At 70.6% G+C, this 12,268-nt stretch carries 11 protein-coding genes; 2 read left to right on the forward strand and 9 right to left on the reverse strand.

The window, feature by feature from the left end; genetic code table 11:
* Positions 1 to 142 precede the first annotated feature (142 nt).
* The gene (locus tag DDE23_RS12035) at positions 143 to 937 is read left to right on the forward strand and encodes a FliM/FliN family flagellar motor switch protein (protein WP_146179597.1); all 795 of its coding nucleotides are present in this window, start codon (positions 143 to 145) and stop codon (positions 935 to 937) included.
* 349 nt (positions 938 to 1,286) lie between these two features.
* Here DDE23_RS12035 and DDE23_RS12040 read toward each other — a convergent pair whose 3' ends face one another.
* The 5 genes from DDE23_RS12040 to DDE23_RS12060 form a co-directional block, all read right to left on the reverse strand.
* Complete coding sequence (locus DDE23_RS12040; RefSeq protein WP_107752000.1) at positions 1,287 to 2,027, reverse strand: ABC transporter ATP-binding protein; 741 nt, start codon at positions 2,025 to 2,027, stop codon at positions 1,287 to 1,289.
* Positions 2,024 to 2,806: an MlaE family ABC transporter permease gene (locus DDE23_RS12045; protein WP_107752001.1), complete on the reverse strand. Its 783-nt coding sequence runs from the start codon at positions 2,804 to 2,806 to the stop codon at positions 2,024 to 2,026. Before DDE23_RS12045 ends, DDE23_RS12040 begins: the two co-directional genes overlap by 4 nt.
* On the reverse strand, positions 2,803 to 3,846 hold the full coding sequence (alr, locus tag DDE23_RS12050) for an alanine racemase (RefSeq protein ID WP_107752002.1): 1,044 nt from the start codon (positions 3,844 to 3,846) through the stop codon (positions 2,803 to 2,805). The genes DDE23_RS12045 and alr overlap by 4 nt, the downstream gene beginning before the upstream one ends.
* A 258-nt stretch (positions 3,847 to 4,104) precedes the next feature.
* A complete protein-coding gene (locus DDE23_RS12055) occupies positions 4,105 to 5,019 on the reverse strand; it encodes a c-type cytochrome (protein ID WP_107752003.1) in 915 nt (304 codons plus the stop codon).
* A 7-nt stretch (positions 5,020 to 5,026) separates the two neighbouring features.
* Positions 5,027 to 5,485 carry a c-type cytochrome gene (locus DDE23_RS12060; protein WP_107752004.1) on the reverse strand — a complete coding sequence of 153 codons (459 nt, stop codon included), beginning with the start codon at positions 5,483 to 5,485 and terminating at the stop codon, positions 5,027 to 5,029.
* A gap of 248 nt (positions 5,486 to 5,733) precedes the next feature.
* On the opposite strand from DDE23_RS12060, the gene DDE23_RS12065 reads away from it, so the two are divergent.
* Complete coding sequence (locus DDE23_RS12065; protein ID WP_107752005.1) at positions 5,734 to 6,864, forward strand: hypothetical protein; 1,131 nt, start codon at positions 5,734 to 5,736, stop codon at positions 6,862 to 6,864.
* Here the strand turns inward: DDE23_RS12065 and DDE23_RS12070 are convergent.
* The 4 genes from DDE23_RS12070 to DDE23_RS12085 all read right to left on the reverse strand — a co-directional run bounded on the left by DDE23_RS12070 (position 6,856) and on the right by DDE23_RS12085 (position 12,203).
* The gene (locus DDE23_RS12070; protein WP_107752006.1) at positions 6,856 to 7,794 is read right to left on the reverse strand and encodes a glycosyltransferase family A protein; all 939 of its coding nucleotides are present in this window, start codon (positions 7,792 to 7,794) and stop codon (positions 6,856 to 6,858) included. The genes DDE23_RS12065 and DDE23_RS12070 overlap by 9 nt on opposite strands.
* Positions 7,795 to 7,826: 32 nt before the next feature.
* Positions 7,827 to 9,146 carry a 3-deoxy-D-manno-octulosonic acid transferase gene (locus tag DDE23_RS12075; protein WP_170121843.1) on the reverse strand — a complete coding sequence of 440 codons (1,320 nt, stop codon included), beginning with the start codon at positions 9,144 to 9,146 and terminating at the stop codon, positions 7,827 to 7,829.
* A 247-nt stretch (positions 9,147 to 9,393) separates the two neighbouring features.
* Complete coding sequence (locus DDE23_RS12080) at positions 9,394 to 10,188, reverse strand: carnitinyl-CoA dehydratase (RefSeq protein WP_107752008.1); 795 nt, start codon at positions 10,186 to 10,188, stop codon at positions 9,394 to 9,396.
* A complete protein-coding gene (locus DDE23_RS12085) occupies positions 10,185 to 12,203 on the reverse strand; it encodes an acetate--CoA ligase family protein (RefSeq protein ID WP_107752009.1) in 2,019 nt (672 codons plus the stop codon). The genes DDE23_RS12080 and DDE23_RS12085 overlap by 4 nt, the downstream gene beginning before the upstream one ends.
* Between the last annotated feature and the right edge of the window lie 65 nt (positions 12,204 to 12,268).

The following is a 12,268-nucleotide window of genomic DNA, read 5'->3' on the forward strand; positions in this document are numbered from 1 at the left end:
TCGGCCGTATCCTCGACAACTTCGAGCGCCTCGCCAAAAAATGGGCCCCAAAGCCGCGCAAACCAAAAGCCGCACCCAGAAGCCTCTGATCAATATAGCACGGCTGCGGCCTTCGGCGGATGCTTACGATCCCGAGGCCTTTGTGACGCTGCTGACCGGGGCCGAGGCCCCGGCGCTGGCGCTGATGGATCAGGAAGGCTTCGGCGCGGTGATCGAGGCGATGACCATGGGCCGGCTCGCCGCCCGGCCCACCGGCCCGCGCCGCCCGACCACGACCGATGCCGCCCTGCTGGCCGAGGTGATCGACGCAACGCTGGCCGGCCTCGGGGCGGAGGACCCGCTGTCGGGGCTGCGCTGCGGCCGTCCGGTGGCGGATCACCGCCTGCTGCCGGTGATCCTGGAAGAGATCGACTATGATCTGGTGGCGCTGACCGCCGTGGTCGTCTCGGGCAGCGTGACGCGGCCCCTGCGGCTGATGCTGGCCCTGCCGCGACCCGATGCGGCCGAGGTGGTCGCCTCGGCAGAGGAACCGGCCCGCGACTGGTCCGAGGCGCTGAACGCGGCGGTCATGCGGGCGCCCGCCTCGCTCAGGGCCGAACTGGGCCGGGTGACGCTGCCTCTGGCCGAGGTTCTGGCGCTGGGGCCGGGCAGCAGCCTGACGCTGCCGCTCTCGAACCTGGAGGAAGTGCAGCTGGTGGCGCTGGATGGCGCGGTGCAGGCGGTGGGGCGGTTGGGCCAGACCCGTGGCATGCGGGCGGTGCGCCTGACCGGCTGGCCCGGCGGGTTGCCGCCATCGCCGATGCTCGACGCCGCGCCCCCGGGCCGGGCGATGCCCGCCGCAGCTCCGTTGGAGGACGAGGAGGTTGCAGCGCCGGACTTCCCGATGATGGCCGCCATGGCGCCCATGGCCCTGGACCTGCCCGAGGACGAGACCTGAGGCAGCGGGCCGCAGGCTCCCGCCCGCCCACCCCGCCTGCGGCCCGCTGCCTCAGGTCAGCGCGGCGCTTCCTTTGGGGGCGGCGGGCGGTGGGGGCGGAGGATTGCGTATTTTCGACAAAGTGAAAGGGCAGGGCGCCGCCCGGTAGCGGGTATCGGTCGCGCGGTGGTGGCGCTGCGCAGTGGTCGGGGCCGCGCCCGAAGGCGCCCGCTTCTGTTGGTCGTCATCTTGGGGCGCTGAATTCTCGCGGGGGGGGGCGAGGGTTTCCGCGGATCCGGCCCCGCGACCGGTGCATTTCCGAGGCGCCGCTCACCCCCGCCTTGGTTGCCCGCGGGACGAGGGCGCACGCTCAGCGCAGCGTCGGGATCGGGCCTTCGGTCCGCCCTTCGGTGAATTGCCGCAGTACCGGATCGTCCGAGCTGAAGGCTTCGGCGGTCGGGCCCTGCCAGTGGAAACGGCCCTCGTGCAGCATCGCCACCCGGTCGGCGACATCGCGGACCGTGCGCATGTCATGGGTGATGGTCAGCGCCGTCGCCCCCATCTCGGTGACGATGCCGCGGATCAGCGCGTTGATCACCGCCGACATGATCGGGTCCAGCCCCGCCGTCGGTTCGTCGAAGAAGAGGACCGGCGGGTCGCCAGCGATGGCTCGCGCCAGCCCGACACGCTTCTGCATCCCGCCCGAGAGTTCGGCGGGGAAAAGATCCGCCACTTCCGGCCCGAGCCCCACGCGGGCCAGCTTTTCGACCGCGAGGGCCCGTGCCTCGACCCGGCCCATCCGGCCGGTGCCGCGCATCAGGCGGAAGGCGACATTCTGCCAGACCGGCAGCGAATCAAAGAGCGCGGCGCCCTGGAACAGCATGCCGATATGCGGGGCGACGGCATGGGGTGTGGGGTTCTTCAGCCCGGCCAGCGCGACCTCGCCGCTATCGGCGCGCTCCAGCCCCAGCAGGCATTTCAGCAACACCGACTTGCCGGTGCCGGAGCCGCCGATCACCACCAGGCTCTGGCCCTTCGGCACCTCGAAGCTGACCCCGCGCAGGACCGTCTTCTGCCCGAAGGCCTTGTGCAATCCCTCGGCCCGGATCATGCGGAAAAGAACGCTTCGGTCAGCAGGTAATTCGACGCGAGAATCAGCACCGAGGCCAGCACCACCGCCGATTTGGTGGCCTCGCCCACGCCCTGCGCGCCGCGCCCCGAGTTCATGCCGAAATAGCAGCCCGACAGCGCCACCAGGAAGCCGAAGACCGCGCCCTTCACGAGGCCCGAGGCGATGTCCCAGAATTCGAGGAAATCCAGCGTGTTGCGCAGATAGGTCGGGCCGTCGAAACCAAGCCGCGTGACGCCCACCGCATAGCCGCCGAGGATGCCGATGGAATCGCCCACCGCCACCAGCACCGGCATGGCCAGCGTTGCTGCGACCAGCCGGGGCACGGTCAGGAATTGCATCGGCTCCACCGCCAGCGTCTTCAGCGCGTCGAGCTGTTCGGAGACCTTCATCGTGCCGATCTCGGCCGCGATCGAGGAGGCGACGCGCGCCGCCACCATCAGCCCGCCCAGCACCGGGCCCAGCTCGCGCACCATGCCGATGGCGGTGATCGAGGGGACGGCGAATTCGGCGCCGTAGCGGGCTGAGCCCGCGAAGATCTGCAAGGCCAGCGCGGCGCCGGTGAAGAGCGCGGTCATGCCCACCACCGGCAGCGACAGCCAGCCGATCTGCACCAGCTGCGCCGCCACCTCACGCAGGTGGAAGGGCGGGCGCAGCATCCAGCCCAGCGCCTGACCGGTGAAGCCCACGAAGCGGCCCAGCGCGCCCAGCGCCCCGGCCAATCCGCGGCCGGTGGCGCCCAGCGTCGCGACGGGGTTCACGAGGGCGCCCCGACATAGCGGCGGCGGTAGCGGTTGCCGAGCGATGTCAGGATCTCATAGCCGATGGTGCCGGCCAGTTCCGCCAGATCGTCCACATCCTGCCGCGGTCCCAGGATATCCAGCGACACCGGGTCGCTGTCCAGTTCCGTCACATCGACAGTGATAAGGTCCATCGACACGCGGCCGACGACGGGGCAGGGGATCTCGCCCGCCCAGAGGATCGCCTTGCCCGAGAGCGTGCGCAGCAGCCCGTCGGCATAGCCCGCGGCGACGGTGGCGATGCGCGAGGGGCGCGGCGCGACCCAGGTGCAGGAATAGCCCACCGCCTCGTGCGGCTCCACGTCGCGGACCTGCACCACCGGCAGCGACAGCGTGGCGACCGGCTGCGCCTGTTCGAAGGGGGCGCCGCCGTAAAGACCGATGCCGGGACGGCAGAGGTCGAAATGGTAATCCGGTCCCAGCAGCATGCCCCCCGTCGCCGCCAGCGAGCGGGGCGCGGTCATCCCTTCGGTCATTTCGAGGAAGGCGCCCAACTGGCCGGGGTTCATCAGATGCTGCGGCTCGTCGGCGCAGGCCAGATGCGACATGACCAGCTGCGGCGCGCCGGGCAGGCCGACGGCGCGGACGGCGGCCCATTCGGCGGGCTCCATCCCCAGCCGGTTCATCCCGGTGTCGAGCTGGATGCCGAAGGGATGGCCGGCCAGCGATTCCGCGTGGCGGGTCAGCTGTTCGGCCGAATTCAGCAGCGGGATCAGGTCGAGGTTGCGCAGGCTCGGCGCATCCCCCGCCATATGGCCCGAAAAGACGAAGATCCGCGGCCCGGCGCCCAAAGCCTGACGGATCGCCGCGCCCTCTTCGGCCAAGGCCACGAAGAAGGTGCGCGCCCCGGCCCCGGCGAGTTTCTTGACCACCGGCCCGGCGCCCAGCCCATAGGCATCGGCCTTGACCGTGGCGCCGGTCTCGGCTTGCGACAGGCGGGAAAGCCGCTGCCAATTGGCGGCGACGGCGTCGAGGTCGATGGTCAGGCGCGCGGAACTCATGGCGCAGGTTTGGGGGGCAGGAGCCCCTTTAGTCAAGGGCGAAAAGGCGCCGGGCGGCCTTCCGCTCAGGCTGTGGATAAGTCGCCTCAAATTGGACACGTTTCCGTTTGAACCTCTTGCGGAGGCACTGCGACAGAGTGATGTAACGGACGCGATTCGAAACGGATCGTGCAGACACAAAGGCAAGGACAATGTCGACCCAAACGCGCAAGAGCAGCCAGAAACCGGCCCCCCAGAAGCCGGCACCGACCCACCGTTTCACGGATTGGGCGATGCTCTGAGCGCCACGAGATAGGCCGCGATGGCCGCCCTGTCCGGGGCGGCTATCCGGCTGATGTTGGCGACGACATCGGCCATCTCGCCGCCTGCCGTATCGAATTCGGGCGTGAAGCCGGTTTCCAGATAGGCGGCGATATCGAAGGCGGTCCACCCCTGCGGCGGCAGGGCCGGGATCCGCCCCTCGCCCACCGGATTGGGCGCCCCCGCCAGCCATTGAGACCGGTCGAGCCCGCCCAGCGCATCGCGCGGCGTGTGGCATTCGGCGCAATGGCCCAGCGCCTCGACCAGATAATGACCGCGCGCGGCTTCGGGATCCTCGGGGACCGGCGTGGCGAAGGCGGGGTCGAAGTTCAGCATCTTCCACAGGCCGAGCCCGCGGCGCATCGAGAAGGGGAAGCCCACCTCATGCGCGGCCGAAGGCGTCGGATCCGCGGGCAGCATCTGCCAATAGGCCCAGAGGTCGGCGATATCCCCGGGCGTGGCATGGGTATAGGTCGTGTAGGGGAAGGCGGGGTAGTAATGCGCCCCCTCGGGCGAAACGCCCAGCATGACGGCGGTGGCAAATTGCTCCAGCGTCCAGCCGCCGATCCCGGCCTCGGGATCGGGCGAGATATTGGGGGCGCGGAAGGTGCCGAAGGGCGTGACGAAGCTGCGCCCCCCGGCCAGAACCATCCGCGCTTCGGTCGAGGCCGTGGCATCGACCGAGGGCGCGGTGTGGCAAGACGCGCAGCCGGCGGTCCAGAAGACCTGTTCGCCGTGCTGCGGGTCGGCGCTGTGCGATTGCAGCGCGGTCAGCGTGTCGGCCGACAGGCTGGCGGGCCTGGTCAGCACCCAGAAGGCGCCCCCGCCGACAGCGGCGAGGACGAGTGCGAATGTACCCAGGCGCGCCAGCATGCGGTGCTTACTGCGGCTGGCGATAGGTCTGGTGGCAGGCGCCGCAGGCGCCGCCGAGGCCGCCCATCGCGCCCTGCAGCGAGGCGAGGTCGGTGCCGGCCGCGTCCTTCATCGCCTCGGCCGCGGTCTGCAGCGCGGCCCAGCGGGCGTTGAACCCGTCCATGTCGGTCCAGATCGCCGGCAGCGCGCGCGAGCCCTGGGCCGAGGCGTTGTCGGTGCCCTCGGCGAACATCGGGGCGATGTCCAGCATCGACAGATGGTAGATGTTGTTGGCGGCCGCCGAGGCGACGGCGGCGTCATAGGGCATGCGGCCCTGAGCCATGCCGCCGATCTGCCCCAGGTTATAGGCCAGAACGTCCATGACCGCATGGCGGGCCGCGACGTTCGGGTTCATGTCCTGGGCGGTGGCGAGCGTCGGCAGCGCGAGGGCTGCGGCGGTGGCGAGCGCAGTCAGAAGGCGAGGCATCGAGGTCTCCCTGTTGTCGATCCGGGATCAGGATACGCACGCATTCGGTGCGAGACTTCTCGCGAATGCGTGATCGCCCCTCTCGGCCTGCACATATTCTGTGAATGATCGCACAGAAGGGGGTCGGATTGCTGCATGTGTGCAATATCTGCTTCTTGTCGCGCCAAACCTTGCCCGACCGGCATCCGGCTTGAAGCGCTGCCGGGCAAGGGCTAGGGTCCGCCGCGTCTGTTCACCCCGGAACCCCCATGCCCGAGCCCCGCCCGATCCAGACCCTGACGCAGGCCCTGACCGGGATCGTGGTCCCGGCCGAGGCGCCGCGCCGCCGCCTGCCGCGCCTTTCGTCCTTCCGCACCGAGGATCCGGCGCTGAGGGCGCGTTATGACGATGTGACGCTGTGGTACGGGGCGGTCTGGCTGGCGGGCGAGGGGCGGCTCAGGCTCTTCGGGCCGCCGGGGCTGAACCTGCGCCCCCTGCTGCGGAGCGCGCGTTACGAGACCGAGGCCGGGCCGCTGCCCGCCCCCCGGCTGCGCCGCTTCAAACGCTATGTCACGGCGGAATTCCCGCTCGACCGGCCGGTCGGCACGCTGTTCATGGAGGTGGCGGGCCAGCGGCTGAGTATGCCGGTCCTGACCCAGGACCTGCAGGCGCTGGCCGGGCTCAACACCCTCTACACCATGTCGCAGAACAACGATCTGGACTGGATCGAGGATTGGATCACCTATCACCACCGCCACCACGGCGCCAACGGGCTGGTGATCGCCGACAACGGCAGCACCGCCTATACGCCCGGGGAGCTGGCCGAGCGGCTGTCGCGGCTCGATTTCCTCAAGGGCCTGCGCGTGACCTCGGTGCCCTTTCGCTACGGGCCCAGCTCGGCGATCTGCCGCCGCGCCTCGCAGGCGCGCTTCCTGCAGACGGCGATCGCCAACCTTCACCGCGACCTCTACCTGACCCGCGCGCGGGCGGTGCTGTCGTGCGATATCGACGAGCTGATGATCTCGACCAGCGGGCGCAGCGTGTTTGACGCGGCGGTGGCGCGAAAGCTGGGGTTCCTGACGGTGCCGGGCTATTGGCGCTTTTCGCGCGTCCCGTCGGGCCAGCGCGCGCGGCATGCCGACCACCTCTGGATTGACCCGGCGCGCAGCAAACCCTGCCCGACGAAATACGTGATCCGCCCCGATGGCGCGCTGGCCGGCTGGTCCTGGATGACCCATTCGCTGGAAGCGCTACCGCGCGCGGCCTTCAAGGCCTCGCCCGAATTCTGGTTCGCGCATTGCCACGACATCTCGATGCGCTGGAAGGAAGGGCGCGAGGCCACGGCCGGGGAACGTGTCTGGCAGCGCGATCCGGTGCTTGAGGCGCTCTGGTCAGCCTGACCCGCCGCTGAGCCGCCTGAGCGCCAGCTCGCCCTTGTGCAGCAGCCACAGCCAGCGGGACCGCTGCATGTCGGCATAGACGAAGGGACGGCGCACGCCGGGGTCTTCGGGCTCAAGCCAGCTCTCGGCCAGCGGCAGAAGGCCCGGCGACCGGTTCCGCAGCGCGGCGACCCGGTCGGGCGACAGCGCGCGGAAGCGCTTCACGCTGTCCCCGGCCCGGCGCGCGGCGATCCGCCCGGCCAGCGTATGCCCGCGCGAGCGGTAGCGGAAGACCGGCACCTCGGGGCAATAGAAGCCCCAGGGCGCGTGCATCAACGCCATGCCCGCCGGGAAGAGCCGCGCCGCCTGCCCGGAATTCGCGCCCTCGGACCCCACGAAGGTCCAGCCCGCCGCCCGCAGGCTGGGCACATGGGCGATGCAGATGTCGGAATAGCTCAGGTGGCGGCGGCCCTTGCGGGCGTTGATCCCGGGCAGCAGGAATTGGCCATCGGCCGAGGGGGCGAACCGCCCGCGCCACTGGAAGCCCTTGCGTGCCTTGACGAAAAACGGTGAGACGAACCCGGCCCCGGGCTGTTCCAGAAGCCCCAGAACCGCTGCGACCTCCCCGGTTCCGGGGCTGCGCACCAGCTGCGTGTCGTCCTGCAGATAGAGCAGCAGCGGCGTCTGGCAGAGGTCGAGCGCCTTCTGCATGTTGGCGTAGAGGCCGCCGTGCCATTCCTCGCCTGCCTTGCCGGTCACCACCTGCTCGCCAGCCGCCGCGACCTCGGCCAGCAAGGCAACCTGCGCCGGGTCGTCACTGCGGTCGTCCAGCACCAGGACCGGCACGCCGGGCAGATGGCGGGCGATCGACTCCAGGCAATTGCGCAGATGCGCGGGCCGGTTGTAGGTCATCACCGCAACCGTCAGGACCCCCCGGGGTTCCTCTGGCATGCCTGGCCCTCCTTCACTGTGAGACTTCGGGCTTAGCGCGAGGCGGGGCGCCCGTCCAGAAGGCCGTCCAGAACCGCCTCCATCGCCTTGAGCGAGACCTCCAGCGGGTGCTGGTTCTCGGCCTGAACCCGGGCGGCGCCGGCCAGATAGGGGGCGCGGAAGGCGGGGTCCTGGGCGGCGACCACGGCCCGGGCCAAGGCGGCGGCATCGGCCACCTCCAGCGCGCCGCCTGCGGCCTTGAGCCGGGCATAGGCTTCGGCGAAATTGCCGGTATCGGGGCCGTGCAGGACCAGCGCGCCCAGCGCCACGGCCTCGAACGGGTTCTTGCCGGTGAGGGTCACGCCCGGCACGCGGAGCGAGTTGCCGGTATAGGCGACGGGCGCGAGGCGATACCAGAGCCCCATCTCGCCGATCGTGTCGGCGATATAGACCCGGGTCGCGGCGGTGATCGCCTCGCCGCGCGACCGCCGGGCAATGGCCCCGGGCGGGAAATGGGCGCGCGCCGCGGCCTCGGTGCCGTCGGCCTCGGCGGGCTTGCGCGGCGCGATGAGGAACAAGAGGTCCGGCAACGCCTCATGCGCCAGCGCCTGCGCCTGCATGAGTTGCGGCTCTTCCACCGATTTGGTCGAGGCCGCCAGCCAGACCGGCCGCCCGGCGATCTGGGCCTCCAGCAGGGCGCGGGCCTCGGGCCGGTCGGGCAGGGGGTCGGACGCGGCCTTCAGCACCCCCATCACCGACATCTTCCCGGCGGGCGCGCCCAGATCGCGGTAACGCGCCATCGAATCCGCATCCTGTACAAGAATCCGGTCGAAAAGGTCCATCAGCGCGCCGTTGGTGGCGACCATGCGGCGGCGGCGGCGGTAGCGGCGCTCGGTCACATGGGTGTTGATCAGCACCATCGGCAGCCCGGCACGGCGCGCCCGGCGCAGCATCAGCGGCCAGAGATCGGCCTCGGCCACGATCAGCGCATCGGGGCGCCAATGGGCCATGAAGCGGTCGAGCGCGCCGGGGTAATCGGCCGGGGCGAATTGATGGAGCACCCGGTCGGGCAGGCCGCGCCGGGCCAGAGCCTCGGCCGAGGCGGTGGTATGGGTGGTGAGGAGGATGGTGAGATCGGCATGGGCGGCGGTCAGCCGGTCGAGCAGCGTGACCAGCGCCTGCGCCTCGCCGACCGAGACGGCGTGGAACCACAAAAGCACGCCCTCGGGCCGCGATTGCGAGGCATGGCCCAGCTTCTCGCGCCCGCGCCGCGGATCCTCGCGCCCCTGACGCTGCCGGATCCACAGCACCAGCCGCCAGAACGGCGCCGAGACCGCGGCGAAGGCAAGATAGAGACGCAGGAGGAGCGGCATGCGGGATCCTTTCCCGGCGGGGATAGCCGCGCCGCCGCGCCCGCGCAAGGGCGAGGGGTTTCGCCCTCGTCCCCCGTGCTGGCGCACGGGCTCCTCGGGCGACCAGCCGGGGGGCGCTGCCCCCCGGACCCCCCGGGATATTTGAGGAACAAAGAGGGGGCGGGGCGGCCCTGACGGAAGGGTTGGCCCCGAATTCAGGCGCCGGGTCTTGCCGGGTGGGGCCGGACCTCCCATGCCAGGGACAAGCTCAGCGCCCCTTCCAGACCGGGTCGCGTTTCTCGGTGAAGGCGCGTTGCCCCTCGTGCAGGTCTTCGGAGCCATAGAGCCGGTCGACGGTGGGGAACTGGCGCTTGGTGATCCGGTTCAGCGCGTCCTGGAAGCGCATCGCCTCGGCCTCTCGCACCACTTCCTTGATGGCGGCGAAGACCAGCGGTGGCCCGGATTCGAGGAGCCGGGCGAGGTCCCAGGCGCGGGTGCGGAGTTCTTCCGGGGGGCAGATCTCCTTGATCAGGCCCCAATGTTTCGCCTCATCGACGTCGAACCAGCGGCCGGTCAGCAGGAGGTCCATCGCCACATGATAGGGGATGCGCTTTGGCAGCTTGATCGAGGCGGCGTCGGCCACGGTGCCAGAGCGGATTTCGGGCAGGGCGAAACTCGCGGTGTCCGAGGCGAGGATCAGGTCGCAGCTCAGTGCCAGTTCCAGCCCGCCGCCGCAGCAGATGCCGTTGACCGCAGCGATCACCGGCTTGTTGAGGTTCGGCAGTTCCTGCAAGCCGCCGAAACCGCCGACGCCGTAATCCCCGTCCACCGCATCGCCCCCAGCCGCCGCTTTCAGATCCCAGCCGGGGCAGAAGAATTTCTCGCCCTCGGCCCGCAGGATCGCCACCCTGAGCCCGTCGTCGTCGCGGAAGGCCTTGAAGACATCGCCCATGATCCGGCTGGTGGCGAGGTCGATGGCATTGGCCTTGGGCCGGTCCAGCGTCACCTCCAGGATGCCGCCCTCGCGGCGGGTCTTGATCGGGCCCTCGGTGCGGTCTTTCATCTCTGCCTCCAGATTACTGCGTCTACGGCGACTGCCTCGGTTGCCGTCAGGATCAGCGGGTTCACCTCGATCTCCTGCAGCGCCGGATCGGCCGCCATCATTGATTGCATCGCCAGCGCGGCGTCGATGGCCCGGCCAACCGCCGGTTTCGCCCGCCCCCGCCAGCCGTCGAGCAGCGGCCAGAGTCTGAGCCCTTTCAGCGCCGCCTCGATCTCGGCCCGCGTCACCGGGGCGACCAGCGTCACCGTATCGGCCAGAAGCTCGGCCGTCACCCCGCCCAGACCCAGCGTCAGCGTCGCGCCATAGACCGGGTCGCGGCGGATGCCGAGCAAGAGCTCGGCGAGGCCGCCCGTCACCATCTCTTCGCAGAGATAGCCCCGGGCACCCGGCATCTCGGCCTCGGCGCAGGGATCGGTCACGCCCAGCCGCACCGCCCCGGCCTCGGTCTTGTGGGCAAAGCCCAGCCCCTTCAGCGCGAAAGGGGCGGTCAGGCCGCGCGCATCCAGGGCGGCAAGGCCCTTCGCGGTCACGCCTTTCGGCACGGCGATGCCGGCGGCCGCCAGCATAGCCTTCGCCCGCGCCTCGTCGATCAACACCGCCTCGCCCCCCGGCGTCACGCCCCAGGGCCGCCAGCCCGCCAGCCCCGCAGGCCGCTGCGCCGCGACCAGCGCCTCCAGCGCGGTTTCCAGCCCCATCAGCGGCACCACGCCGCGGGCGATCATGGCGATCGCGCGGTCCTCGTCGAAATTCTCGGGCAGCGAGGCGACCGGGAAGGCGGGCCTACCGGTCACCGCCTGCGCCACCTCGATGGCGCGGATCGCCGGTTCGAAACTGGCCGGGTCGCAGCGGTCGGGACGCGGCGGGTCGATGACGAAGATCCCGGCGTCATAGCCCTCCAGCATGGCGGTGAAGACCGCTTCGGTCTTCGGCCCGTCGCCCCAGATGAAGGTGTGGTAATCCAGAGGGTTGGCCAGCGTCACCAGCGGGCCCAGCACGGCGCCGAGGCGGGCCTTCTGGCTGTCCGTCGGCGGCTCGAAGACCACGCCCGCCGTCGCGCCCAGATCGGCCACCAGCCCCGCCTCGCCGCCCGAACAGGACAGCGAGCAGAGCCGCGCGCCGATCCCCGGCCCGTGGACATGGAGGATCTTCAAGGCCTCGATCAGCGCGCCCAACGTGTCGACCTCGGCCACGCCCGCCTGCCGCAGGAAGGCCGACGAAGCCGCCCCGCCCCCCGCCAAAGCCGCCGTGTGCGAGGCGGCGGCGGCGCGCGAGGCCTCGGTCTTGCCGGATTTCACCACCACCATGCCCTTGCCCGCGGCCCGCGCCGCCTCGGCCAGCGCGGCAAAGGCGGGGGCGTCGTCGATCCCCTCGACATAAAGGCCCAACGCCGTGACCCGCGGATCGGCCAGCACCGCGCCCGCCAGTTCCGCCAGCCCCACCTGCGCGGCATTGCCCAGGCAGGCAACATAGGCCACCGGCAGGCCGCGCGCCTGCATGGTCAGGTTGATGACGATGTTCGAGGATTGGCTGATCAGCGCCACGCCGCGCTCGACCCGCCGTCCGCCGTGCTGGTCGGGCCAGAGCAGCGCGCCGTCGAGGTAGTTGATGACGCCATAGCAATTCGGCCCGAGGATCGGCATGGCACCCGCCGCCGCGACCAGCTGCGCCTGCAACCCGGCCTCGCCTGCCTCCTCCCAGCCCGAGGCGAAACAGATCGCCCCGCCCGCGCCCATGGCGGCAAGCTCGCGCACCACCTCGACGGTGGCGAAACGGTTCACGCCGATGAAGACGGCATCCGGCGCCTGCGGCAACTCGGCCAGCGCGCGCAGGCAGGGCATGCCGGCGATCTCGGCGCGGGTCGGATGGATCGGCCAGACGGGCCCGTCAAAGCCCATCCTGCGGCATTGCTCGATCACATTCTGCGCCCAACCGGCGCCCAGCACCGCGATGGAGCGGGGGCGCAGCAGGCGCGACAGGCGCGGGTCGGGCGAGAGGGTCGCGGGCGCGCTGCCCATCTTTGTTCTCCAAATATCCACGGGTTTCCAAAGGGGGCGTGCCCCCTTTGGCGAGGGGGTGCGGG

The organism is Pararhodobacter aggregans, assembly GCF_003075525.1.
Classification (GTDB): domain Bacteria; phylum Pseudomonadota; class Alphaproteobacteria; order Rhodobacterales; family Rhodobacteraceae; genus Pararhodobacter; species Pararhodobacter aggregans.